Source organism: Pseudomonas oryzihabitans (assembly GCF_006384975.1).
Classification (GTDB): Bacteria; Pseudomonadota; Gammaproteobacteria; order Pseudomonadales; family Pseudomonadaceae; genus Chryseomonas; species Chryseomonas psychrotolerans_B.
In genome coordinates, this window is the sequence record NZ_CP021645.1 from 1,805,529 (window position 1) to 1,829,750 (window position 24,222).

Annotated in this window: 19 protein-coding genes, 1 tRNA gene and 2 pseudogenes; 7 read left to right on the forward strand and 15 right to left on the reverse strand. The window is 61.9% G+C overall.

Annotation, left to right across the window (positions count from 1 at the left end):
- Position 1 precedes the first annotated feature (1 nt).
- The 11 genes and pseudogenes from CCZ28_RS07930 to uvrB form a co-directional block, all read right to left on the reverse strand.
- Positions 2-1,048 (reverse strand): MraY family glycosyltransferase, encoded by a 1,047-nt coding sequence (locus tag CCZ28_RS07930; protein ID WP_167509291.1) that lies wholly within the window; start codon positions 1,046-1,048, stop codon positions 2-4.
- A complete protein-coding gene (locus CCZ28_RS07935) occupies positions 1,048-2,022 on the reverse strand; it encodes an NAD-dependent epimerase/dehydratase family protein (RefSeq protein ID WP_140217345.1) in 975 nt (324 codons plus the stop codon). The genes CCZ28_RS07930 and CCZ28_RS07935 overlap by 1 nt, the downstream gene beginning before the upstream one ends.
- Positions 2,023-2,161: 139 nt before the next feature.
- Positions 2,162-2,383 (reverse strand): hypothetical protein, encoded by a 222-nt coding sequence (locus tag CCZ28_RS07940; RefSeq protein WP_140217346.1) that lies wholly within the window; start codon positions 2,381-2,383, stop codon positions 2,162-2,164.
- Positions 2,384-2,628: 245 nt separating this feature from the next.
- On the reverse strand, positions 2,629-2,916 hold the full coding sequence (gene ihfB / locus CCZ28_RS07945) for an integration host factor subunit beta (RefSeq protein WP_140217347.1): 288 nt from the start codon (positions 2,914-2,916) through the stop codon (positions 2,629-2,631).
- 187 nt (positions 2,917-3,103) lie between these two features.
- Complete coding sequence (gene rpsA, locus CCZ28_RS07950; protein ID WP_058761299.1) at positions 3,104-4,783, reverse strand: 30S ribosomal protein S1; 1,680 nt, start codon at positions 4,781-4,783, stop codon at positions 3,104-3,106.
- Positions 4,784-4,923: 140 nt separating this feature from the next.
- Positions 4,924-5,610: a (d)CMP kinase gene (gene cmk / locus CCZ28_RS07955; protein WP_058761300.1), complete on the reverse strand. Its 687-nt coding sequence runs from the start codon at positions 5,608-5,610 to the stop codon at positions 4,924-4,926.
- A 47-nt stretch (positions 5,611-5,657) separates the two neighbouring features.
- Positions 5,658-6,545, reverse strand: a pseudogene (locus tag CCZ28_RS07960) (prephenate dehydrogenase/arogenate dehydrogenase family protein); the annotation flags it as partial.
- A 1-nt stretch (position 6,546) separates the two neighbouring features.
- The gene (gene hisC / locus CCZ28_RS07965) at positions 6,547-7,659 is read right to left on the reverse strand and encodes a histidinol-phosphate transaminase (RefSeq protein ID WP_140217349.1); all 1,113 of its coding nucleotides are present in this window, start codon (positions 7,657-7,659) and stop codon (positions 6,547-6,549) included.
- Between the two features lie 114 nt (positions 7,660-7,773).
- Positions 7,774-8,385, reverse strand: coding sequence for a YitT family protein (locus CCZ28_RS07970; RefSeq protein WP_058761303.1), 612 nt, complete (start codon positions 8,383-8,385; stop codon positions 7,774-7,776).
- A 61-nt stretch (positions 8,386-8,446) separates the two neighbouring features.
- Complete coding sequence (gltX, locus tag CCZ28_RS07975; protein WP_140217350.1) at positions 8,447-9,928, reverse strand: glutamate--tRNA ligase; 1,482 nt, start codon at positions 9,926-9,928, stop codon at positions 8,447-8,449.
- Positions 9,929-10,009: 81 nt separating this feature from the next.
- The gene (gene uvrB / locus CCZ28_RS07980) at positions 10,010-12,019 is read right to left on the reverse strand and encodes an excinuclease ABC subunit UvrB (protein WP_058773022.1); all 2,010 of its coding nucleotides are present in this window, start codon (positions 12,017-12,019) and stop codon (positions 10,010-10,012) included.
- A 244-nt stretch (positions 12,020-12,263) separates the two neighbouring features.
- Here uvrB and CCZ28_RS07985 point away from each other — a divergent pair, with 244 nt between their 5' ends.
- The 5 genes from CCZ28_RS07985 (at position 12,264) to CCZ28_RS08005 (ending at position 16,192) form a co-directional block, all read left to right on the forward strand.
- On the forward strand, positions 12,264-13,466 hold the full coding sequence (locus CCZ28_RS07985; protein ID WP_140217351.1) for an amino acid aminotransferase: 1,203 nt from the start codon (positions 12,264-12,266) through the stop codon (positions 13,464-13,466).
- A gap of 82 nt (positions 13,467-13,548) precedes the next feature.
- Positions 13,549-13,624 (forward strand) — tRNA-Asn (locus CCZ28_RS07990).
- A gap of 528 nt (positions 13,625-14,152) precedes the next feature.
- Positions 14,153-15,166, forward strand: a complete 1,014-nt coding sequence (locus CCZ28_RS07995; protein WP_140217352.1) for a sensor histidine kinase — start codon at positions 14,153-14,155, stop codon at positions 15,164-15,166.
- A gap of 67 nt (positions 15,167-15,233) precedes the next feature.
- Positions 15,234-15,572, forward strand: a complete 339-nt coding sequence (locus CCZ28_RS08000; protein WP_140217353.1) for a zinc ribbon domain-containing protein YjdM — start codon at positions 15,234-15,236, stop codon at positions 15,570-15,572.
- A 74-nt stretch (positions 15,573-15,646) separates the two neighbouring features.
- Entirely contained in the window at positions 15,647-16,192 is a 546-nt protein-coding gene (locus tag CCZ28_RS08005) for an invasion associated locus B family protein (protein WP_140217354.1), read from the forward strand.
- Positions 16,193-16,197: 5 nt separating this feature from the next.
- On the opposite strand, the pseudogene CCZ28_RS08010 reads toward CCZ28_RS08005, so the two are convergent.
- Both CCZ28_RS08010 and CCZ28_RS08015 read right to left on the reverse strand, forming a co-directional pair.
- A pseudogene (locus tag CCZ28_RS08010) lies at positions 16,198-17,253 on the reverse strand (Gfo/Idh/MocA family protein).
- Between the two features lie 236 nt (positions 17,254-17,489).
- Positions 17,490-18,233 (reverse strand): hypothetical protein, encoded by a 744-nt coding sequence (locus CCZ28_RS08015; RefSeq protein ID WP_140217355.1) that lies wholly within the window; start codon positions 18,231-18,233, stop codon positions 17,490-17,492.
- 67 nt (positions 18,234-18,300) lie between these two features.
- Here CCZ28_RS08015 and CCZ28_RS08020 point away from each other — a divergent pair, with 67 nt between their 5' ends.
- On the forward strand, positions 18,301-19,680 hold the full coding sequence (locus CCZ28_RS08020) for a hypothetical protein (protein ID WP_140217356.1): 1,380 nt from the start codon (positions 18,301-18,303) through the stop codon (positions 19,678-19,680).
- A 143-nt stretch (positions 19,681-19,823) separates the two neighbouring features.
- Here CCZ28_RS08020 and CCZ28_RS08025 read toward each other — a convergent pair whose 3' ends face one another.
- The gene (locus tag CCZ28_RS08025; RefSeq protein ID WP_140217357.1) at positions 19,824-21,317 is read right to left on the reverse strand and encodes a CoA-acylating methylmalonate-semialdehyde dehydrogenase; all 1,494 of its coding nucleotides are present in this window, start codon (positions 21,315-21,317) and stop codon (positions 19,824-19,826) included.
- Between the two features lie 57 nt (positions 21,318-21,374).
- Positions 21,375-22,721, reverse strand: coding sequence for an aspartate aminotransferase family protein (locus CCZ28_RS08030; RefSeq protein ID WP_140217358.1), 1,347 nt, complete (start codon positions 22,719-22,721; stop codon positions 21,375-21,377).
- 466 nt (positions 22,722-23,187) lie between these two features.
- Here CCZ28_RS08030 and CCZ28_RS08035 point away from each other — a divergent pair, with 466 nt between their 5' ends.
- Positions 23,188-24,186 (forward strand): acyltransferase family protein, encoded by a 999-nt coding sequence (locus CCZ28_RS08035; protein ID WP_140217359.1) that lies wholly within the window; start codon positions 23,188-23,190, stop codon positions 24,184-24,186.
- Positions 24,187-24,222 lie beyond the last annotated feature (36 nt).

The following is a 24,222-nucleotide window of genomic DNA, read 5'->3' on the forward strand; positions in this document are numbered from 1 at the left end:
CCTAATCCCCGAGTCCACCGGACTGCGCAGCCACGGCTGTCTCATCGGTCCCAGCATTGTATCGAAGGGCCAGACAGAGCAAGGGCCCATAAGCGAGTATCAAGCCTAGTATGGCACTTAAACGCCCGGCCCCCACCAGCAATGCGATAGGTAACAGCCAACAAGTATTGATTAACAACACTGCCAGGGTCACTGGACGATGCGCCCTATGCCGGCGTGATGCCCATTGGTAGGCATGGGTGCGATGGGCTTCGTAGGGCTTCTTGCCGCGGCTCAGCCGCCGCAGCAAGGTCCAGGTCGCGTCCACGACGAAGACCGCCAGAAGGATCAGCCAGGCCCAGAACAGTGACAGCTGAACCATGGCCGCCTGCAAAGACAGGATGCCCAGGATCAACCCCAAAAACCCACTCCCCACGTCACCCATGAAGATTCGCGCTGGCGGGAAATTCCAGAGTAGGAAACCACCGACGGCCGCAGCCAAGAGCAACGGCGCGCCCAACAGAGCTGTATGGCCCACCACTGCGTAGATCAGCGCCATGCCCAGGCAGGCGGTCAAGGCCTCGATCGCCGCGATACCATCGATGCCATCCATGAAATTGTAGAGATTCAGCAGCCAGACCAGATACAAGGCACCCACCAGCAGAACCAGCCATGCGGGTAGTCCGGTCATACCGGCCAGGACGGTGGGCAGCACGCCATAGCCACCCAACCCTAGTAGCGCTACCAGAGCCGCCACGAAATGACCGAGCAGCCGCCAGCCGGCACCGACATGGCGGTGATCGTCAACGAAGCCCAGGATTGCCACCAACAATCCCGCCCCTACCAGTACGCCACAGGCAGACGCTCCGAGCAGCCCCAGCTCTTGCAGTGCGAGGCAACCGAGCAGGAACACCACGACGAAGGCCAGTCCGCCCCCGCGGGGCGTCGGCACCTGATGCGAACTGCGCGCATTGGGCTGGTCGAGCAGACCACCAGACAGAGCATAACGGCGCAGCGCCGCCGTGCCCAGCCAGCTGCCGCACAGCGCAGCGACCAGCAACACGAGCATCATGCCGAGCTCCCCACACGCGCCCGCTGCGCGCCTAGCGCCCGCAATGCAGTGCGGGCCGATACCGGCGGCTGCCATCCCAACAGGCTCTTGGTGGGCTGGATGTCGACCTGCAACGAACCACAGAGTCGCTGAGCCACCTCGGCACGCCCCAGCAGACGTGCACACCCTTCAAGCCAACTGACGGGAATGGGGACCAGTCTGGCTCTCTTGCCCAGCCCCTCCCCCAGCAGCTCGAGTAATTCGGCGGTGGAAACATCTTCGTCGTCACTGACCAGCAAGGTGGCACCGGCCGCCTGAGGCGCCTCGATGCACAAGGTGAGGAGGTCGAGCAGATTTTCCACGGCCAGCAGGCTACGGCGGTTATGCCTGACACCACCGAGCGGTAGAGGTACACCGCGAACCAGGGTATCCAGCAACTTGGCCACATTGGCCTTCACCCCGGGACCATAGATCAGCGGCGGGCGAACGATGACCACTTCCAGCCCGGTCTCGGCCATGAGCGCCAATAGCTGCTGCTCGGCTGCCGCCTTGGAGCGGGCATAGGCATCGGAAGGCCGTGGCTGATCGTCGGCGCGAAATGGGTGTCCTGGAAGGGTCCAGTCGCCATTCACCTTGATACTGCTGACGAAGATGAAGCGACGGACACCTGCAGCCACCGCATCCTGCGCCAGCTTGAGGGTCGCTGCTCGATTCACCTCATCGTAGCGTCTTTCGCTGGCGACGCCTGGGACCTCACCCAGCTGATGCACCCGAGCAGCAAGATGGATGACGGTATCCACGCCTGACAAAGGCTGGGACCAGTCGGTATCGACGGACAGCTCGCGCATGAACGTAGTAGGCCCGCTCCGGAGCGTCGAATCCAAGAGCTGGCGGTAGACTGCAACCACCGGGCAGCCCCTGTCACGCAAATGCCTGACCAGGGCTGTGCCCACGAATCCACCCGCTCCCGTCACCAGAATCTTGCGTTCCATCAATGCCGTGCGCCAATCCAGTCCGCCAAGGGGCGCCCATGGTAAGACATTGCCCTGCAAGGGCCTAGCGATGCAAAAACAGCGAGCATAAAAAAGCCCATCAGCCAGAGGCTGATGGGCCGGAAACGGATGCTGGGTGTTACAGGGTCTTGGCGACCACCGGCACTTCCGCAGCCTGCATGTGGGCTACCGGCTGAGCGATATAGTGGCGGGAAAAACTCTCGATGCGCTGGGCGGGCTGCAGGAAAAGCGCAACCAACCAGCTGCCGGCCAGAGCGGCGACGGCGAGGAAGGGGTGACCGAGTTGCATGCTGGTGAAGCAGGCGGCGATACCGATCCAGATGAAAAGATAGTGGCGCATGACAACTTCCTCACTCGGAGTGGACTACTAGGTCACCCAAGACCTTATGTGAGCGAAGTCTCATACAAAATTCGGAACTCGTCTACAAAAATATGGAAAAGACTTGACTTTTTTTGTAAACGTCAAAATTCCGATATGAATCTAAGCGGAAACGCTTTTTTGACGACTGAAGGAAAAATCTGATTGCCAATAAAATCAGTAACTTGGAAGGCTTCGACAAAGAGCTACCCGGGACCGCGCCGGCTTTATGACTCCAGCTCGTTCACCCTGTCTCTTAACTCTTTACCTGGCTTGAAATGCGGCACGAACTTTCCATCCAGCAGGACCGACTCGCCGGTCTTGGGATTGCGGCCGGTACGTGGGGCGCGATAGTGCAGGGAGAAACTGCCGAACCCCCTGATTTCGATGCGATCACCCGTGGAGAGTGCCTGAGCCATTTGCTCCAGCATGGTCTTGATCGCCAGCTCGACGTCCCTGGACGACAACTGCCCCTGGTAGGAAACGATGCGCTCGATCAACTCCGACTTGGTCATGGATTTTTCCTTCGTTATCAAGCGGCTAGATCACCTCTGAGAACTTTTAGCACGCTGGCCGATTTTTGAAAAGTCAAGCCAGCGGCTTTTGCCCCTGCCAACTTTTTGCGCTTCGTAACGATCAGCCGTGTTTTTCGCAGGCAAAAAAAAAGCGACCCCGGAGGGTCGCCTTTCTTCAAGCTCGAACTTAGTTCTGGCTTTCCATCTGCGCCTTGATCAGGTCGCCGATGGTGGTGGGGCCAGCAGCAGGCTCTTGCTTGCTACGCAGGGAGCTCATGGCTTCCTTCTCGTCGTCGACGTCCTTGGACTTGACGGAGAGGCTGATCACGCGGCTCTTGCGATCGATGCTGATGATCTTGGCTTCGACTTCGTCGCCTTCCTTCAGCACGTTACGGGCGTCTTCGACGCGATCACGGCTGATTTCGGACGCCTTCAGGACGCCTTCGATCTCGTTGCCCAGGCTGATGACAGCGCCCTTGGCATCGACTTCCTTGACGGTACCGCGCACGATGGTGCCTTTCTCGTTCAGGGAGGCGTAGTTGGAGAACGGATCGTCTTCCAGCTGCTTGATACCCAGGGAGATGCGCTCGCGCTCGGGGTCGACCGACAGGATCACGGTGTCCAGCTCGTCACCCTTCTTGAAGCGACGCACGGCTTCTTCGCCGGTTTCGTTCCAGGAGATGTCGGACAGGTGTACCAGGCCGTCGATGCCGCCTTCCAGACCAATGAAGATACCGAAATCGGTGATCGACTTGATGGTGCCGGAGATGCGGTCGCCCTTGTTGAACTGACCCGAGAACTCTTCCCACGGGTTGGCACGGCACTGCTTGATGCCCAGGGAGATACGACGACGCTCTTCGTCGATATCCAGGACCATGACTTCCACTTCGTCGCCGACCTGAACGACCTTGGACGGGTGGATGTTCTTGTTGGTCCAATCCATTTCGGACACGTGCACCAGACCTTCCACACCCTCTTCCAGCTCGGCGAAGCAGCCGTAGTCGGTGAGGTTGGTGACGCGCGCCTGAACGCGGGTGCCTTCCGGGTAACGGGCCTTGATGGCGACCCACGGATCTTCGCCCAGCTGCTTCAGACCCAGGGAGACGCGGTTGCGCTCGCGGTCGAACTTCAGCACCTTGACGTCGATCTCGTCGCCGACGTTGACGATTTCCGACGGATGCTTGATGCGCTTCCAGGCCATATCGGTGATGTGCAGCAGGCCGTCTACGCCGCCCAGGTCGACGAACGCACCGTAGTCGGTGAGGTTCTTAACGATACCCTTGACTTGCTGGCCTTCCTGCAGGGATTCCAGCAGAGCTTCACGCTCGGCGCTGTTCTCGGCTTCCAGGACGCTACGACGGGAAACGACAACGTTGTTGCGCTTCTGGTCCAGCTTGATGACCTTGAACTCGAGTTCCTTGCCTTCCAGGTGAGTGGTATCACGCACCGGACGGACATCGACCAGGGAGCCCGGCAGGAACGCGCGGATACCGCTGACGTCGACGGTGAAACCGCCCTTGACCTTGCCGTTGATGACACCCTTGACCACTTCGTCGGCGCTGAACGCTGCTTCCAGGACCAGCCAGGACTCGGCGCGCTTGGCCTTTTCGCGAGACACTTTGGTTTCGCCGAAACCGTCTTCAACGGCATCCAGGGCCACGTGGACTTCGTCGCCCACGTTGATGGTCAGCTCGCCTTGTTCGTTGTAGAACTGCTCGAGCGGAACCAGGCCTTCGGATTTCAGGCCGGTGTCGACCACAACCCAGTCACCATCGATGGACACCACGGTACCCGTGATGATGGCACCCGGTTGCATGTCGAGGGATTTCAGACTTTCTTCAAAGAGTTCTGCGAAGCTTTCGCTCATGTTTATACCTGTTGTATGGATACCCGATGTATCCGGCTACCGCATGACCAGCCCATGCGGGGTGAGTGGTTACCATCCGGCTACCGGGATGCGACTGGTTCCCGGCAGCTTTCACCGACGACTCGGATGAGTCTCGGCCTTCATCCCGCCAGGTCGCGCTCAGCGGCCAAGGTCAGGATGCGTTCCAATACCTGTTGTATGGAGAGATGCGTGGAATCCAGCACGACGGCATCGTCGGCGGGCTTGAGCGGAGCGACGCTACGCTGACTATCGCGGGCGTCCCGCTCACGGATCTCTTCCAGGAGGGCAGGCAAGCTAACATTTTCGCCCTTCTGCTTCAACTGAAGATAGCGTCTCTGCGCCCTTTCCTCGGCACCGGCGGTCAGAAAGATCTTCAGCTCGGCGTCCGGAAACACCACGGTGCCCATATCGCGACCGTCGGCCACCAGGCCGGGGGCTTCGCGGAAGGCCTGCTGGCGCTGCAACAGGGCGTCGCGTACGACCGGCAGGGTGGCGACCTGCGAGGCGCCGGCCCCGACTTCCTCGGTGCGGATGACATCGGTGACGTCCTCGCCTTCGAGAATGATGCGCTGGCCGTGCTCATGACCGGCGAGGAACTGGACGTCCAGATGGGCGGCCAGCAGCTTGAGCGATTCCTCGTTGGTGTAGTCGACCCCGTGGTTGCGGGCGGCGAAGGCCAGCAGGCGATAGAGCGCACCGGAATCCAGCAGATTCCAGCCGAGCTGACGGGCGACCAGCGCCGCGAGGGTGCCCTTCCCCGAACCGCCGGGGCCATCGAGGGTGATGACGGGTGCGGTACTGCTCATGAGTGCCCCTCCGTAAGGGATTGATTGGCGACGACCTGGGCGCCGGCCTGGGTACGGCTGGCGAGGATGCGCCCGAAATATTCACGTGCACCGCGCGCATGGGTCAGCACCTCCATGAGGAACTGACCATCGCCGGCCTGGATGGCGCCACGCAGCTCGTCGAGATCGGCGCGATAGGTATCCAGGGCCTGCAGTACAGCTTCGCGATTGGCGATGAAGATATCGTGCCACATGGTCGGATCGCTGCCGGCGATGCGGGTGAAGTCGCGGAAACCACCGGCGGCATAGTGGAAGATTTCACGGTTCTCGCTGCGCTTGGCCAGGGAGTCCACCAGATTGAAGGCCAGCAGGTGCGGCAGGTGGCTGGTGGCGGCGAGAACCTGATCATGGTGCTCGACGGTCATGTGCTCGACATCGGCGCCAATGGCCCGCCAGAGGCGATCGACCTTGTCTAGATCGGCAGGAAGGGTCTCTTCCAGCGGGGTAAGAATGACCTTGTGGCGATTGAACAGGGCCGCATTGGCTGCCGTGACCCCACTGCGTTCGGAGCCGGCGATGGGATGCCCGGGTACGAAGCGCAGCGACTGACCGGCGAAGGCACGGCGCGCGGCGCGTACCACGTTGCCCTTGGCACTGCCGACGTCGGTGAGGATGGCGCCGCCCAAGGGGAGTTCTGCCAGCTCCGCCAGTACCCACTCCATGGCCAGGATGGGCACGGCGAGCTGGATGACGTCGGCGCCCGGACAGGCCTCGGCCAGCTCGGCGACGCAACGGTCGACCACTCCCAGCTCCACGGCCAGGCGCCGGGTTTCCGGATCACGGTCGACCCCTACCACCTCACGGCAAAGGCCACTGGCGCGGGCACCCTTGGCAAAGGAGCCGCCGATCAGACCCAGGCCGACGACGACGAGACGCTCGATAAGTGGAGTGGCCATCTCAGCCACGATCCAGCACCTTCGTCAGCGCCGCCAGGAAGCGCGCATTCTCGGCTTCGGTACCGATGGAAACGCGCAGGAAGGTCGGCATGCCATAGCCGGCCACGGGGCGCACGATGACGCCTTCCTGCAGCAGCCCCTGGTTGATCGGCGCGGCATCGCGACCCAGGTCGACGGCGATGAAATTGCCGCGCGAGGGAATCCACTGCAGGTCCAGTTCGCGGAAACCGGCTTCCAACTGGGCCATGCCGGCGTCGTTGAGGGCACGGCTACGGGCCAGGTAGTCGCTGTCGGCCAGCGCAGCGCAGGCGGCGGCCTGGGCCAGGCTGTTGACGTTGAATGGCTGGCGTACGCGGTTGAGGACGTCGGCCACGGTCGGCGAGGAGAAGGCGTAGCCCACCCGCAGGGCGGCCAGGCCGTAGGCCTTGGAGAAGGTCCGCGACACGATCAGGTTCGGGTACTGCGCGAGGAAAGCCAGGCCATCAGGCAGCTCATCGCCTTCGGCGTATTCGATGTAGGCCTCGTCCAGTACCACTAGGACGTGCTCGGGAACGCGGGCGAGGAAGCGCGCCAGGGCCTCGCTGTCGAACCAGGTGCCGGTAGGGTTGTTGGGGTTGGCGACGAAGACCACCCGGGTATCGGCGTCGATGGCGGCGAGCATGGCCTCGAGATCGTGACCGTAGTCCTTGGCCGGAACGCTACGCCCCTCGGCACCGATGGCCAGGGTCACCAACGGATAGACGGCGAAGGCATGCTCGCTGAACACGGCGTTGTAGCCGGGTGCCAGGTAGGCACGGGCGACCAGTTCGAGGATGTCGTTGGAGCCGTTGCCCAGGGTGATGCCGCTGGGGGCCACGCCGAAACGCTGGCTGAGGGCCTGCTTGAGGTCGAAGGCATTGCCGTCGGGATAGCGGGTCAACTCGGCCAGCTCGGCGCGGATGGCCTCGAGCGCCTTGGCACTGGGACCGAGCGGATTCTCGTTGCTGGCGAGCTTGACGATACTGGCGGGCGCGATGCCCAACTCGCGGGCCAGTTCATCGACGGGCTTGCCGGGCACGTAGGGCGAGAGTTTCTGTACGCCGGGAAGGGCTTGTGCCAGGAAATCGCAGCTCATGAAGACCTCTTCAACTTGCAATGACGACAACCGTAGCTGCCGAAAATGGGCGCCATCTTAAAGCCAAGGCGGGTCGCGGACCAATCGAAGTTGCACCGGCGCGACGGAAAGCCCCTAGCTAATGGCGCTGTAGCGACCGGGGCGATGGTTGATCGCCAGGGTCAGATTGAGGATCACGGCACCGAGAATGGAGGTTAGGATCGCCCCCGGTTCGACGACGAACAGCGCCAGCAGGACGATCAGGCAATCGATGCCCATCTGGATCTTGCCTGCCCGCCAGCCGTAGCGATCCTGCAGGTAGAGCACGGCGATGTTGATGCCGCCGAGACTGGCCCGGTGGCGAAACAGGATCAGCAAGCCGACGCCCATCAACACGCCACCGATCACCGCGGCATAGAGGGGCTGCAGGGTCTGGAAGGTCACCAGCCTGGGCGTCAGCTCGGTGAACAGCGAGACCAGGGTCACCGCCGCCAGGGTACGCAGGGTGAAAGCCCAACCCAGGCGCTTCACCGCCAGCCAATAGAACGGCAGATTGATGAGGAAGAAAGCCTGGCCGAAGGACAGCCGGGTGCCGTACTGGGCGAGGAACGCGAGGCCGGCCGTGCCGCCGGTGAGCAACTCGGCGTGACGATAGAGATTGATCGCCAGGGCGATCATCAGCGTCGCGCTGAGGAGCGCCTGGACGTCTTCCAGCAGGGTATGGCGTTGCGGAGAAGCGGAAGTCATACGGCCATCCTGGCATGGGGAAAAGGCGCCGACCCCGCGCGCGGGGTCGGCCGGGAAGGTGTCAGCCGAGTTCGGCCAGCAGCTTTTCCCACTCCTTGGTTTCTTTCTTGGAGGGCGCACCCAGCAGTTCGACCGCCTGGCGCAGGCGGAAGCGGGTGAGGTCCGGACCGAGGATTTCCATGGCGTCGAGCACCGAGACCGAGCTGGCCTGACCGGTGATGGCGGCGAACAGCAGCGGCATGACATCCCGCAGCTTGAGCTGCTGGTGCTCGGCAACGGTCTGGATCACCGCGGTGATGCGCTCCTTGTCCCACTGGCGCAGGGCTTCGAGCTTCCACAGCAGCAACTGCATGACCAACCGCACCTGGTCGGCGGACAGCTTCTTGTGCTGGAACAGCGCCGGATCCAGGTTCAGGGCACCGCTGAAGAAGAAGCCGGCCAGCGGGGCGATCTGGCTGAAGGTCTCGACGCGCTGCTGGACCAGAGGCGCGATCCTGAGCAGGTACTCGGGATTGAGCGCCCACTGCTGCACCTCGGCGGCGAAGCGCTCGGGGCTGAGTTCGCGCAGCCACTGGCCGTTGAGCCAGGAGAGCTTCTCCACGTCGAAGATGGGGCCGCCCAGGGACACGCGCTGCAGGTCGAAATGCTCGATCATCTCGGCCAGGGTGAATTTCTCGCGCTCGTCGGGCATGGACCAGCCCATGCGGCCGAGGTAGTTGAGCATGGCCTCGGGCAGGTAGCCCATGCGCTGGTAGAAGGTCACCGAGGTGGGGTTCTTGCGCTTGGAGAGCTTGCTCTTGTCCGGGTTGCGCAGCAGCGGCATGTAGCACAGCTGCGGCTGCTCCCAGCCGAAGTACTCGTAGAGCTTGATCAGCTTGGGCGCCGAGGGCAGCCACTCTTCGCCGCGCAGGACGTGGGTGATGCCCATCAGGTGGTCGTCGACCACGTTGGCCAGGAAGTAGGTGGGCAAGCCGTCGGCCTTCATCAGCACCTGCATGTCCATGCGATCCCAGGGGATCTCGACATCGCCACGCAGCAGATCGGGCACGACGCAGACGCCCTCCTCCGGCACCTTCATGCGGATGACGTAGGGCTGACCGGCGTCCAGGCGCTGCTGCACCTCCTCTTGGGTCAGACGCAGACCGCGACCGTCATAGCGCGGGGTCTCGCCCCGCGCCTGCTGCTCGGCACGCATCTGGTCGAGTTCTTCCGGCGTGGCGAAGCAGTAGAAGGCATGGCCCTTCTCCACCAGCTCCAGGGCGTATTTCCAGTAGATTTCGCCGCGTTCGCTCTGCCGATAGGGGCCATGGGGACCGCCGACGTCCGGGCCCTCATCCCACTCGATGCCCAACCAGCGCAGGGCGTCGTAGATCTGCTGCTCGGATTCGCGGGTCGAGCGGACCTGGTCGGTATCCTCGATGCGCAGGATGAACTGACCGCCGTGCTGGCGGGCAAAGCAGAGGTTGAACAGGGCGATATAGGCGGTACCGACATGCGGGTCGCCAGTGGGCGACGGCGCGATGCGCGTGCGAACGGTGGTCATCGGCTTTCCTGAAGACACGGGAGGCTGCAAAGGCGGAATGGTAGCAGCGCCGGGGTCGGCGCTGCCAGTTGGCCCACGACCTCAGACTTGGACGAGGCGCTCGCGCAAGGCCTGGATCTCGTCACGCAGCTGGGCGGCGGACTCGAATTGCAGGTCGCGCGCCAGTTGCAGCATCTTCTCTTCGAGTTGGCGGATACGCTTGCCGATCTCGCTGGGAGAGCGCAGCTCGGCGGCGTACTCGCCCTGCTCTTCGGCCACCTTGGCGGCACGACGCTTGCCCTTGGCACCCGGGGCCGCGGCGCCTTCCATGATGTCGCGGATGTCCTTCTTGATGCCCTGGGGCACGATGCCGTGCTCTTCGTTGAAGGCCAACTGCTTGTTGCGGCGACGCTCGGTCTCGTCGATGGCGCGCTGCATGGAGCCGGTGATGCTGTCGGCGTAGAGGATGGCCTTGCCATTGAGGTTACGCGCCGCCCGGCCGATGGTCTGGATCAGCGAGCGTTCGGAGCGCAGGAAGCCTTCCTTGTCGGCGTCGAGCACGGCGACCAGGGAGACTTCGGGCATGTCGAGGCCTTCGCGCAAGAGGTTGATGCCCACCAGGACGTCGAAGGTACCCAGGCGCAGGTCGCGGATGATTTCCACCCGCTCTACGGTATCGATGTCCGAGTGCAGATAGCGCACTCGCACGTCGTGATCGGCGAGGTAGTCGGTGAGGTCCTCGGCCATGCGCTTGGTCAGGGTGGTACAGAGCACCCGCTCCTCCTGGGCCACGCGCAGGCGGATTTCGGAGAGCAGGTCGTCCACCTGGGTGGTGGCCGGACGGATCTCGATGATCGGATCGACCAGGCCGGTGGGGCGCACCACCTGTTCGATGACGCGGCCGGCATGCTCTTCCTCATAGGGCCCCGGGGTGGCCGAGACGAAGATGGTCTGGGGCGCACCGGCTTCCCACTCCTCGAACTTGAGCGGCCGGTTGTCCAGCGCCGAGGGCAGGCGGAAGCCGTATTCCACCAGGGTTTCCTTGCGCGAGCGGTCGCCCTTGAACATGGCGCCGATCTGCGGAACGGTGACGTGGGATTCGTCGATCACCAGCAGGGCGTTACTCGGCAGATAGTCGTAGAGGGTCGGCGGCGGCTCACCCGGACCACGCCCGGACAGATAGCGACTGTAGTTCTCGATACCGTTGCAGTAGCCCAGCTCGAGGATCATCTCCAGGTCGAAGCGGGTGCGCTGTTCCAGGCGCTGGGCTTCGAGCAGCCGATTCTGGCTGCGCAACCATTCGAGCCGGTCGGCAAGTTCCAACTTGATGTTCTCGATGGCACCCAACAGGGTCTCGCGCGGCGTGGCGTAGTGGGTCTTGGGATAGAAGGTGAAGCGCGGCAACTTGCGGATCACCTCGCCGGTGAGGGGATCGAAGGCCGACAGGCTCTCCACCTCGTCGTCGAACAACTCGACACGCACGGCTTCCAGATCGGATTCCGCCGGGAAGATGTCGATGACGTCGCCGCGCACTCGGAAGGTGGCGCGGGCGAATTCCATGTCGTTGCGGCTGTATTGCAGCTCGGCCAGCCGGCGCAGGATGGTGCGCTGGTCGATGCGATCACCGCGGTCCAGGTGCAGGACCATCTTCAGATAGGCTTCGGGACTGCCCAGGCCGTAGATGGACGATACCGAGGCAACGATGATGGCGTCCTTGCGCTCCAGCAGCGCCTTGGTGGCGGACAGGCGCATCTGCTCGATGTGGTCGTTGATGGACGAGTCCTTCTCGATGAAGGTGTCCGACGAGGGCACATAGGCTTCCGGCTGGTAGTAGTCGTAGTAGGAAACGAAGTACTCCACCGAGTTGTTCGGGAAGAAGGCCTTGAATTCGCCGTAGAGCTGGGCGGCCAGGGTCTTGTTCGGCGCCAGCACCATGGTCGGGCGTTGCACCTGGGCGATGACGTTGGCGATGCTGAAGGTCTTGCCCGAGCCGGTCACGCCGAGCAGGGTCTGGTGCGACAGACCCGCCTCCAGGCCTTCCACCATCTGGCGAATGGCTTCGGGCTGGTCGCCCGCCGGGGTGTAGCGGGTGGAGAGTTGGAATGCGGACATGGCTGCCTCAGTAGCACGGTAATGCAGGAACGTCATCGCCGCGACGCGAGGTCGGGCAAGGCGGATGAGGGAATGCTGGAACGCCTTAGATGAGGCCGCAAGCGCCCCTTTGCAATGTTCGGCCAGCGCCAACCGTCAGGAAATCTCGACTGAGGTCGAGTCGCGATGGCGCTTGCAGGGGGCTATACTCCTGATTTCTTAGCGTTCCGCCCTTCCCTTCACCTCTCATTCGAGCCCCTGCCCCATGAGTTTGTTCTCCGCCGTCGAAATGGCACCCCGCGACCCCATCCTTGGCCTGAACGAGGCCTATAACGCCGATGCCCGTCCGCACAAGGTCAACCTGGGCGTGGGGGTGTATTACGACGAGCAGGGCCGCATTCCACTGCTGCGCGCCGTGGCCGAGGCCGAGAAGCAGCGCGTGGCGGCCCAGGCACCGCGTGGCTATCTGCCCATCGAAGGCATCGCCGCCTACGACCAGGCCGTGCAGCACCTGCTGTTCGGTGCCGAGTCGAGCCTGGTGCGGGAAGGCCGCGCCGTTACGGTACAGGCCGTCGGCGGTACCGGCGCGCTGAAGATAGGTGCCGATTTCCTCAAGCGCCTGCTGCCCGAGGCCGTGGTCGCCATCAGCGATCCGAGCTGGGAAAACCACCGCGCCCTGTTCGAGGGTGCCGGCTTTCCCGTGCAGACCTATCGCTACTATGACGCCGCCAGCAATGGCCTGAATCGCGAAGGCTTCCTGGCCGACCTCAAGGCGCTGCCGGAGCGCTCGGTGGTGGTGCTGCACGCCTGCTGCCACAACCCCACCGGGGTGGACCTGCAGCCGGCCGACTGGCAGGCCGTGCTGGACGTGGTCAAGGCGCGCAACCTGGTGCCCTTCCTCGACATCGCCTACCAGGGCTTTGGCGACGGCATCGAGGAAGATGCCCAAGCCGTGCGTCTGTTCGCCGACTCCGGCCTGACCTTCCTGGTCTCCAGTTCCTTTTCCAAGTCGTTCTCGCTGTACGGCGAGCGCGTGGGCGCCCTGACCCTGGTCAGCGAGAGCCGCGAGGAAAGCGCGCGGGTGCTGTCGCAGGTCAAGCGGGTGATCCGCACCAACTATTCCAACCCGCCGACCCATGGCGCCACCATCGTCGCCACGGTGTTGAGCAATCCCGAGCTGCGCGCCCTGTGGGAAACCGAGTTGGGCGAGATGCGCCAGCGAATCCGCACCATGCGCAATGCCCTGGTGGAAGGCCTGGCCGCGGCCGGCGCCACCCGCGACTTCGCCTTCGTCAACGCCCAGCGCGGCATGTTCTCCTACTCCGGCCTCACCGCCGAGCAGGTCGAGCGGCTGAAGACCGACTTCGGCATCTATGCGGTCAGCACCGGTCGCATCTGCGTGGCCGCGCTGAATGAGCGCAATCTGCCGTCGACCATCCAGGCCATCGCTGCGGTATTGAAAGGCTAAGGTGGTGCTTTCGGCGGCACGCTTTTTCGGTGCCGCCAAGGCTTGACTTCCCGTTATCTATCAGTAAGATACGCCCCGTTGTTCCGCGATAGCTCAGTCGGTAGAGCAAATGACTGTTAATCATTGGGTCCCTGGTTCGAGTCCAGGTCGCGGAGCCAAAATCTGAAAAAGCCCGTAGCGGGTAACTGCTACGGGCTTTTTTGCATGGGTCGGCAATGCCTTCCGACTAAAGGATCGACAACCCTCTGTCCTTTCTCAGACGCGTGGCGGCAAGCCTTAGCAGTGAGCGGCGGCTCTTCGGAGCGCAAGCCGCTTAATCCGCGAGCGGTGATCTCCACGCCGCGGGTACCCAGGCGCCGGTGTCCAATCGCGAGATCCTTTGGGACGCCCCGTCCAGCAGATGAGCTTTCGCCACCGCGACCCAAACGGCACCGCAGCCGAGTCACTCTGTCTCGAATCAGGCCGTGACGAGCAGTTCCGCACGACCCCGTAGACCAGACTCCCACCTATACAAGATTTTCACAGCGCCTCTGCTAGAAATCCGCGGCTGAGGTGACCGCCGCCCAGGGCCTGCATCAAAAGCGCCGTCGAAACCGGCAAAGTCACCAATAAGGCTGCAATCCGCCCAAGCGAGGCGGCTTTGCGCTAAGCTTCCGCCGCCGCCCTCTACCCAGCAGGTTAGCGCCTTGAATCCGTCATCCCGCCGCCATTGGATCAGCGATGTCAGCAGCGCCATTAGAGCTCGGGAAAAGCTCGCCTATGGCCTCGCCATGCTGGCATTCGTCCTGGCCCTGCTGGCGCGCTTCGCCCTGGATGACTTCCTCTCCCAGGGTTTTCCCTACCTGACCTTCTTTCCCGCAGTCATCCTCACCACCTTCTTTTGCGGAACCGGTGCCGGCATCCTCTGCGCTATCCTCTCGGGACTGGCGGCCTGGTATTTCTTCATTCCGGCGCAGTCGTCGTTCGTGATCAATGGGCAAGGCATGCTGGCGATGCTCCTCTATGTGTTCATCGTCAGCGTGGACATCGTACTGATCCACTACATGCATATGGCGAGTGCTCGCCTGCGGGCCGAGCAGCAGGTGATCCACGGCCTCTATCAACAGCAGACGACGATGTTCCAGGAGCTGCAGCACCGGGTCGCCAACAATATCCAATTCATCGCCTCCTTACTCATGCTGCAGCAACTCAAACTGCCGGGTGATAGCGAAGCCTCGCGAGCGCTGGAGGAAGCCCGCTCGCGCCTGGAAAGCATCTCGCGCATCCACCGCCGCCTGCACGATCCAGCCGACGCCGATCAACCGGTAGCCCATCACCTGCACCTGCTGACCAGCGATCTGCTGGATGCCACGGGGCTGAGCAACGTGTCCTGCACCATCAGCGCCGAACCGGTGAACTTCGATCTGCCGCGCCTGACCACCCTGTCGATGCTGGTGGCGGAGGTGGTGACCAACTCGCTCAAGCACGCCTTCGATGGCGATCAGCGTGGTCTGATCAGCATCAGCCTGGAACGGGTCGATACCCAGCGTCTGCTGCTGCGGATTGCCGACAACGGTCGTGGCATGCCCCGGCATTTCAATCCGCGCACCAGCCAGCGCCTGGGCTTCAAGATCATCAATAGCCTGGCCGAGCAACTGGGGGGCGAGGCGTTGTTCAGCGGTGACCAGGGCACCGTGATCGAGGTCGAATTCGCGGCCTGACCCGGGCACACCCCACCGGGGATAAAACCCTATATACTGCGCGGCTTTTCCGCCTAGGTGCCCGACCATGACCGCTCTGCCGCCCTGCCCCCAATGCGCTTCCGAATACACCTACGCGGACGGCGCCCAGCTGATCTGCCCGGAGTGTGCCCATGAATGGACGCCGGGTGAGGCTGGTGCCGCCGACGAAACCAAGGTGATCCGCGATGCCGTGGGCAACACCCTGCAGGACGGCGATACGGTCAGCGTGATCAAGGATCTCAAGGTCAAGGGCTCGTCGCTGGTGGTCAAGGTCGGTACCAAGGTGAAGAACATCCGCCTGGTCGATGGCGACCACGACATCGATTGCAAGATCGACGGCATCGGCGCGATGAAGCTCAAGTCGGAGTTCGTCAAGAAGGTCTGATCGTCACGGCGGGGTGTTCGCTGGCGGAGCTATGCCCTACCCTTGGGCCTCTATTGCCTCGCCAAGGATCTTTCATGTCTCGACGGTTTCTCCGCCCGGCCCTCTTTATCGCGCCGCTGCTGCTCGCCGGCCAGGCCTTCGCCCAGTCGGCACCGCCAGCCCAGCAGCAGCCGCCACAGCCTTCGGTTTCGGAAAAGTACGGTGACTGGCAGATGGTCTGCCACATCGCCCGTACCGCGGAGCGCTCCGTGCAGCTGTGCTCCATCACCCAGCAAAAGGACAGCCCCAAGGGCCAGCGCATGCTGGTCACCGAGCTGCGGCCCAATCGCGACGGGGTGGACGGTATTCTCGTCCTGCCCTTCGGCGTGGCCGTGACCAAGCCGATCTCGCTGCAGATCGACAAGCGCAGCCTGGAGAGTCGTCCCTTCCAGACCTGCATCCCGCAGGGCTGCGTGGTGCCGGTGGAATTCGTCGGTGAGGCCTTCAAGCAGCTGCAGCGCGGCAGCCGCCTGACCGTGACCACTCCGGTCGCCAATGGCGAGACCGCCAGCGAAAGCCTGTCGCTCAAGGGCTTCTCCAAGGCCTACGACCGGGCCAAGGAACTGACCAAGCCGCTATAAAGCGATTAGTCCAAAGACACGTTCGGCTGCTGAGCGGTGCCGCTTGCCGCGGCGCGCTCGACGGCCGCCACCAGCGCCAGGGTGCGAGCCGCATCCGCGGCGCTCACCAGCGGTGCTTCATCTCCCCGCGCGACGCGCACGAAGTGCTCCAGTTGTCGACGCAGGGCTTCATCGGTGGCCGGCACCTGGCTCTGCGACACCAAGGGCTGGTGCCAACCGGCGCCCGGTTCGGCATAGCGCCAGAGTCGCAACTGCGGCACGCTCAGGGCGCCTTCGGTACCTGCGAACAGATAGCAGGGCTGATCGGACTAGCGCGGATAGACCGGATTCTCGCCACTGGTGAGCTCCCAGCTCCAAGGCGCCGCCGCCCCGTCGCTGGCGGTCAGGCTACCCAGGGCGCCATTCTCGAATTGCAGATTGATCACGGCGCTGTCGGCATTGGCATAGCCGCGTAGGGCGTTGTCGGTGAAGGCCTGGACCTTCCGCACCTCGCCGCAGAGATGGCGTAGCAGGTCGAGATCGTGGATCAGATTGGTGAGCAGCATTCCAGCCCCGGCTTCGCGCCGCCAGGCACTGGCGAAATAGGCATCGGGCTTCTGCAATTGCCAGAGGGCGGTCACGGTAACCAGCCGGCCGATGGCCCCCTCACGCAGTAGCTCAAGCGCCCGAGCGATCAGCGGATTGTGCCGGCGGTGGTGGCCCACCAGCAGGGGCACCTGACTGGCACGTTGTGCTGCCAAGAGTTGGGCTACCTCCACCGGCGTGGTCCCCACGGGTTTCTCCAGCAGCACCGGGATGCCCCGTTCCAGGCAATCCAGGGCGGTGGCGACATGCAGGGCGTTGGGATTGGCGACGATCACCGCCTCGGGTCGCACCCTGTCGAGCAGTTGGCGATGATCGCGGAAGGACGGTACCGCCCAGTGCGCGGCCAGCTCATCCGTCGCTGGATCGGGATCGGCCAGGGCGCACAGCTGGGCCGTCGGCACCTTTCGTAGATGATGGAGATGCTGACGCCCCATGTTGCCGGCGCCGATGAGGGCGATGCGCAGTGCCGCGACCATGAAGGAACCCCTTGTTATGGTTATCGAGGTCCGTCGACTCTAAGAGCCTGTTCAAAATCTCGCGAGCTAGAGCCAAACAAGGCCTAGGCGGCCCCGCGAAAATAGCTGAGGAAGCGGAGTTTACGAGTGGTAAATGAGCATTCCGACCGGGCTGGCGACCCAGGCCATTTTCAACGCGGTTTGGCCGACGCGCAGCAGATTTTGAACAGGCTCTAAGGCGCACGCTACCGAACGCGCTACTGCACCGGCAGGAAGTTGATGAACAGCAGGCTCTGGGCGTAGTTGACGCCGATGCGCCGGTAGCGCTCGTCCAGCAACTGGGCGAGCAGATCCAGGCGGGCGACGATCTTGCCGAACTCGGTGGCGAAGCTGAGGTTGCTGCCCTCCTCCGAGATCTCGTTGGCGAACAGCAGCGGCTCGCCGGCGGCATTCTTGCGCTGGTTGAGCAGCCAGGTGGCCTTCTCGATGTTGCGCGCAGCATTGTTGACGAAGCGCGCATCCACCACGTCGGTGATATAGAACTCGGTGCGATTGCCATGGGCGGCGATGATCATGCTGCCAATGGCGTAGATGAAGGCGCCGACCCGGTCGCCGTGGTAGTCGTCACCCAGGACGAAGCTCAGGGCCGCCACGTCCTTGCGGCCACCCAGGGCCGACAGGCTGCGACGCTGTTCGATAGCCGTGCGGATCTGGCGCTCGGCGCTAGCGGCGTCCGGCAGGCCGGTCTTTTTCCACTCGGCCGGGTTGCGCAGATAGAGCTTGTTCATCAGCAGATAGAGGCTCTGCAGATTGGCCTGCATGGCGAGGGTGGCCAGGCGGTCGGAGCTGGTCTGCAGGAATTCGCTGGGCTTGGTCTTGCCGAATTGCTGGGCGATGTCCTGGGCGGTCTGGCGGGTGCAGCTCGATATGCTGCTCACGACCAGTAAAAGTCCGACTAAACGCCCAACGCATGCTAGATAATTAAAAAAAAGAGGAGACACCGTTCTCAAAAAGCTGTTTCATGGTTGAAAACATAACTATTACTCTACCTAAAGGAAGCCATATTTAATGGAACTTGATCGCACATCCTTACAAAAAAACAGCACCTTCCATAGCTTTCGCTTCGCCAGACACTTTGCCAACGATACCAAAAATATACCAGATTTAAGGAAGTTTAAAGGATACTTGAATAATCCATTCTCTTCCGGCCTATGGAAACTGGAAGCAAGTTGGGTTGAAAATCCAGATATTTCAGAAGCAATCTGGAAAGACATCAGCACCGAATTTAAAAAAGGCAGCCTGTCGATAAAAAGTGGCAAGAGAACCAAAACGATAAAAATAACCGAAGACTTAAAAGAAACTTGCCAGTTCGCCATCCACAAAACCATGACATTTTATTTGGCAATGTTTTCTAGCTTAGCCGAGCAGGATGGCTTTGCCATCGAAGAGCCGGAATCCATGTCTGATATAAGTGAAACACTTAACCTCGTACTGGATCTAATAGACCTAAATAAAATAAAAAACTCATACAAAGAAGCATATGACCATTTTAAAGAAAACATTTTATTCGAGGGTTTTACCCCAGCCATTTTTGACAAAAATTTATGCAAACATAAATGCGGGTGTTTTATTTCTTCCGCCAGCCCAAGAGATAGTGGAAAAATATCCATAGTTGCATTTGAAAGTGCACCACTGAAAGCGCTATCAAAGTTTCTTGTATTGATCGGAAAAATAACTGATCAGACCATAATACCAACCTTCTCTCCTGAGGAAGAAGTACTTGAACCTTATTTTGATATCTTGGAGCTAAGCTATCCCTTTTCGATAAGGCAGCCTCATCTTTATCCTCTTATAGAAAAATCCATTACCAACTATAGAAATAGTGATTACGTAGATTGTGTATCCGCATTAGGACTTGCAGGCGAGGATGTACTCACTCAGATTTTTGAAACACTATACAGGGAACAGCTTCACAAAGGCCTTACTTTAGGGCAATTACTTGACGAAATACAAAGGAGAGCAAATCTGCTTTTTAAGCATAAAAGTGAACCACAGCCAGACATTAGCACACTTTACGAAATCATAAAAAAAGCGATCTCAGAAAGCGAGGATAAGGGCTTAGCAGCCTTGGAGGCCACCAGACAACTAGTAACAAAACAACAAGCAATGAACAAGCATATTATCGAAAAAATTGATAAATACGGAAAGCCTGAACAAGTAAAAAGCTTATTTCCAGCTCGAGTCCTGACTGCATTAACCGAATTAATCAGATTCCGAAACGCATCCTCACATAAATCAAGAATACCTATCGGCCCTTATGAATCAAAAAGATGCGCATATTGCCTTCTTGTTATTTACATATGGTGGGATGAAACAAAAATCTCAATCGATTGGGATTTGGCTCCTGAAGACATAATGAAAGAAATTATAAAAAGCAGTAATCAGTAAAAGACCGCATCAAAGCAGTCTGTTACGACTATTTGTCACTTATATTAAGCGCGGGCAGCTTTGATCCCTCTTAGCTGAAAAAGGATTAGGCCTTCCCTGGCCCACCTGCTGTGCGGCAGGCCAAGGAATGGGCTTTTCGGCGTTCAGCCGTTGCTGGGGAAGGCGAACTGCGAAGCTTCGTGGCTTTCGCGTTGCGGCCAGCGCTGGGTGATGGTCTTGCGGCGGGTGTAGAAGCGCACGCCGTCCGGGCCATAGGCGTGGAGGTCGCCGAACAGCGAGCGTTTCCAGCCGCCGAAGCTGTGATAGGCCACCGGCACCGGCAGGGGTACGTTGATGCCGACCATGCCCACCTCGATCTGGTCGGCGAACAGCCGTGCCGCTTCGCCGTCGCGGGTGAAGATGCAGGTGCCGTTGCCGTATTCGTGGGCGTTGATCAGGGCGATGCCCTCTTCCAGGCTCTTGACCCGCACCACGCAGAGCACCGGGCCGAATATCTCTTCCTTGTAGATGCGCATCTCCGGAGTGACCTGGTCGAACAGGCAGCCGCCGAGGAAGAAGCCTTCTTCATGATCGGCGACCTTGAGGCTGCGACCGTCCACCACTAGCTTGGCACCGGCAGCTTCGCCGTCAGCGACGTAGCCGGTGACCTTGTCCAAGTGCGCGCCGGTGACCAGCGGGCCCATGTCCAGGCCACATTGGGTGCCGGGACCGACCTTGAGCTTCTCGATCTCCGGCACCAGCCGGGCGATCAGGGCATCGGCGACCTGGTCACCGACGCAGACCGCCACCGAGATGGCCATGCAGCGCTCGCCGCAGGAGCCGTAGGCGGCGCCCATCAGCGCATTGACGGTGTTGCCGAGGTCGGCGTCGGGCATGACCACCGCATGGTTCTTGGCGCCGCCCAGGGCCTGGACGCGCTTGCCCTTGGCGGTGCCGCGGGCATAGATGTATTCGGCGATGGGAGTGGAGCCGACGAAGCTCAGCGCCTTGACCTCGGGGGCGTCGAGCAGGCCATCGACGGCTTCCTTATCGCCATGCACCACGTTGAGCACGCCCTTGGGCAGGCCGGCTTCCTCGAACAGCTGGGCGATGGCCAGGGTGGAGCTGGGATCGCGCTCGCTGGGCTTGAGGATGAAGGTGTTGCCGCAGGCGATGGCCAACGGATACATCCACAGTGGCACCATGGCCGGGAAGTTGAAGGGGGTGATGCCAGCGACCACGCCCAGGGGCTGGAAGTCGGACCAGGTGTCGATGCTGGGGCCGGCGTTGCGGTTGTATTCGCCCTTGAGCAATTCGGGCGCGGCGGTGGCGTATTCGACATTTTCGATACCACGGCGCAGTTCGCCGGCGGCATCTTCCAGGGTCTTGCCGTGCTCTTCGCTGATCAGCTGGACCAGGCGTGCTTCGTTGCTTTCCAGCAGTTGCTTGAAGCGGAACAGCACCTGGGCGCGCTTGGCCGGCGGGGTGTTGCGCCAGGCCGGATAGGCCGCCTGGGCGGCGTCGATGGCCTGCTGCAGGGTGGCGGCATCGGCCAGGGGCACTTCGCGGATCACCGCGCCGGTGGAGGGGTTGTAGACCGGTGCACGGCGGCTGCCACCGTCGACCAGTTGGCCGCCGATGAGATGCTTGAGGCTCATGAAGGGACTCCTTGTACGAGAGGCAGGCGCTCCGCGGTGGGAGCGCCGGAGAGGGGATCAGTCGAGGCGGTTCAGGACATCGCCGACGGCGGCGAAGACGCGGTCCAGGTCCTCGATCTTGGCGTTGAAGGTGGGCCCAAATTGCAGGGTGTCACCGCCAAAGCGGACATAGAAACCGGCCTTCCATAGGGCGATGCCGGCCTCGAAGGGACGGATCACCGCATCGCCATCGCGCGGGGCGAGCTGGAGGGCGCCGGACAGGCCGCAGTTGCGGATGTCCACCACGTGCTTGGCTCCCTTGAGGCCATGTAGCGAGGCTTCGAATTTCGGCGCCAGCTCGGCGGCCTGCTGCACCAGGTTTTCCCGCTCCAGCAGTTCCAGCGCCGCCAGGCCCGCGGCGCAGGCGACCGGATGCGCCGAGTAGGTGTAGCCATGGGGGAATTCCACCATGTGCTCGGGCGTGGCCTGGTTCATGAAGGTGTCGTAGATGGCGCTGCTGGCGATCACCGCGCCCAGGGGCACGGCACCGTTGGTGACCTGCTTGGCCACGTTCATGATATCCGGCGTCACGCCGAAGAATTCGGCACCGGTGTGGCGACCCATGCGGCCGAAGGCGGTGATGACCTCGTCGAAGATCAGCAGGATGTCGTGCTGGGTGCAGATCTCGCGCAGGCGCTGCAGATAGCCCACCGGCGGCACGATCACCCCGGCCGAACCGGACATGGGCTCGACGATGACCGCGGCGATGTTGGAGGCATCGTGCAGCTCGATCAGCTTGAGCAGCTCGTTGGCCAGCTCGACGCCGCCGGTCTCGGCCATGCCTTTGGTAAAGGCCAGGCCCGGTTGCAGGGTGTGCGGCAGGTGGTCGACGTCCATGAAGGAGCCGTACAGCTTCCGGTTGCCGCCGATGCCACCCAGGCTGGTGCCGGCGATGTTGACGCCGTGGTAGCCACGGGCGCGGCCGATCAGCTTGGTCTTGGCCGGCTGGCCCTTGATGCGCCAGTAGGCGCGGGCCAGCTTGACCGAGGTATCAGCGCTCTCGGAGCCCGAACCGGTGAAGAAGACATGATCGAGACCGGCCGGAGTCAGTTCGGCCATCTTCTCGGCCAGTTGGAAGGACAGCGGATGACCGTACTGGAAGCCCGGCGAGTAGTCGAGGGTGCCCAGTTGGCGCGCCACGGCCTCCTGGATCTCCTTGCGCGAGTGCCCGGCGCCGCAGGTCCAGAGGCCGGAGAGGCTGTCATAGATGCGCCGGCCCTGGTCGTCGGTCAACCAACTGCCCTCGGCGGCCACCACGATGCGCGGGTCTTTCTGGAAGGCGCGATTGGCGGTGAAGGGCATCCAGTGGGCGCGCAGGTTGAGCTGGGCGGCGACGGGCGGGGTGACGGTCAGCGGCTGGTTCATGACGGGGGCTCGGGCGTGGACAGTGAATCCGCAGAGTGCGCCAGGTCTTGCGTGAGTTAAATGATTTTTTTCTTGCGCTTACAGGTAAAAAAACTCAACAAAACACTGAAGTCTTCACGCGGGCTGCAGCGGTGGCTTCCTCTCTCCATGCCAATGCACCGCCTGGAAAACACCCATTCCAGAGCGGTCTAGCGATCTGTTGTCACAGCGCGGAAACATGCAGAAAAGAATAAAAATTAATGAAAATCAGTTACTTGCCTGAAACGCCTTAAGCTAGCCGCCCGCCGCTGTAGTCCCGTGGCGCCGAGGCACCTCGCCTCACCTCTCTTCCCGGCACGTAGTCCTGCCGGGCGCGGTAGCCTGTCCGCCGTCTCTGCCGCGTAGCCCATCTCATCCGCTGTTCGTGCCCGTGCCCCTCTCTCGAGGCGTAGCGCGTGGCCAGCCTATTCCTCAAGGAAACCTCCCCATGCTGATTCAGCTCAACTGGATCCGCGGCCTGGCGGCCGTTCTCATCGTGTTCCACCATATGACCGTGGGCAGCTACCAGACCACCGAACACCAGCAGATCGCCCTGAATCTGCTGTCGCTGGAAACCACCTGCATCTTCGTCGCGCTCTCGGGCTTCTTCTTTCGCTACAACCTCGGTAAGTACAGCTACCGGGTCTACCTGGGCAAGAAGCTGCAAAACGTCATCCTGCCCTATCTGCTGATCTCGATCCCCGCCGTGCTGCTCTATGTCTCCGGACTCAAGCAGGAGCACGAGTGGATCGACATGAACGCCTTCCATGACTGGCCGCCCTTCGCCCAGACCGCGCTGCTGCTGGCCACCGGCGCTCACCTGGGCCCGCTGTGGTTCATCCCGGCGCTGACGCTGATCTTCCTACTGGCGCCGGCTCTCGAATGGCTGGTTGCCCGCGGCCTGCTACCTGCCGCGACCCTGGTCGGCCTGCTCTATTTCCTGATCTCCGAGCGCCCGGCCAACGACGCCGATCCGCTGCTGGCGGCGCTGCATTTCCTGCCGATCTACCTGTGCGGCATGCTGGCCTGCGAGCAGCGTGAACACCTGCAACGGCCGCAGGCGCGCTATTGGCTGCTGGCCGCCCTGCTGCTGCTGAGCGGCGCGGCGGTGCTCGACAGCGCCTTCTATGGATTGCAGAAGCTGGCGCTGTGCCTGTTGCTGTTCGCCGTGTTCAGCCAGCAGGTCGAGGCGCCGGCCCGTGCCGAAGGTCGCCTGAAGAAGGGGATGGCCCTGCTCGGTGCCTACAGCTTCGCCATCTACTTCCTCCACGGCTATCTGGCCGGTGCCTATCGCCTCCTAGGCAGACTGCTGGGTGAGCAGAATTTCGCCCAGTACCTGGGTACCCGCCTCTGCCTGACGTTGATCACCCTACTGGTCTGCATCGCCGCGGTCCGGATGGTCAAGCAACTCACCCCGCAGCGCAGCCGGGTGCTGATCGGCGCCTGAGGCGGGTCGCTGGCGCCGGTCTTGGCAGAGCCTTAT

Bases quoted from the DNA above. Each gene is read 5' to 3' on its own strand.
- CCZ28_RS07935 (WP_140217345.1), bottom strand. From the start codon at position 2,022: ATGGAACGCAAGATTCTGGTGACGGGAGCGGGTGGATTCGTGGGCACA.
- gltX (WP_140217350.1), bottom strand. From the start codon at position 9,928: ATGACCACCGTTCGCACGCGCATCGCGCCGTCGCCCACTGGCGACCCG.
- CCZ28_RS08005 (WP_140217354.1), top strand. From the start codon at position 15,647: ATGTCTCGACGGTTTCTCCGCCCGGCCCTCTTTATCGCGCCGCTGCTG.
- CCZ28_RS08020 (WP_140217356.1), top strand. From the start codon at position 18,301: ATGGAACTTGATCGCACATCCTTACAAAAAAACAGCACCTTCCATAGC.
- CCZ28_RS08000 (WP_140217353.1), top strand. From the start codon at position 15,234: ATGACCGCTCTGCCGCCCTGCCCCCAATGCGCTTCCGAATACACCTAC.
- CCZ28_RS07970 (WP_058761303.1), bottom strand. From the start codon at position 8,385: ATGACTTCCGCTTCTCCGCAACGCCATACCCTGCTGGAAGACGTCCAG.
- CCZ28_RS07985 (WP_140217351.1), top strand. From the start codon at position 12,264: ATGAGTTTGTTCTCCGCCGTCGAAATGGCACCCCGCGACCCCATCCTT.
- cmk (WP_058761300.1), bottom strand. From the start codon at position 5,610: ATGAGCAGTACCGCACCCGTCATCACCCTCGATGGCCCCGGCGGTTCG.
- CCZ28_RS08030 (WP_140217358.1), bottom strand. From the start codon at position 22,721: ATGAACCAGCCGCTGACCGTCACCCCGCCCGTCGCCGCCCAGCTCAAC.
- rpsA (WP_058761299.1), bottom strand. From the start codon at position 4,783: ATGAGCGAAAGCTTCGCAGAACTCTTTGAAGAAAGTCTGAAATCCCTC.
- hisC (WP_140217349.1), bottom strand. From the start codon at position 7,659: ATGAGCTGCGATTTCCTGGCACAAGCCCTTCCCGGCGTACAGAAACTC.
- CCZ28_RS07930 (WP_167509291.1), bottom strand. From the start codon at position 1,048: ATGCTCGTGTTGCTGGTCGCTGCGCTGTGCGGCAGCTGGCTGGGCACG.
- CCZ28_RS08025 (WP_140217357.1), bottom strand. From the start codon at position 21,317: ATGAGCCTCAAGCATCTCATCGGCGGCCAACTGGTCGACGGTGGCAGC.
- ihfB (WP_140217347.1), bottom strand. From the start codon at position 2,916: ATGACCAAGTCGGAGTTGATCGAGCGCATCGTTTCCTACCAGGGGCAG.
- CCZ28_RS08035 (WP_140217359.1), top strand. From the start codon at position 23,188: ATGCTGATTCAGCTCAACTGGATCCGCGGCCTGGCGGCCGTTCTCATC.
- CCZ28_RS07940 (WP_140217346.1), bottom strand. From the start codon at position 2,383: ATGCGCCACTATCTTTTCATCTGGATCGGTATCGCCGCCTGCTTCACC.
- uvrB (WP_058773022.1), bottom strand. From the start codon at position 12,019: ATGTCCGCATTCCAACTCTCCACCCGCTACACCCCGGCGGGCGACCAG.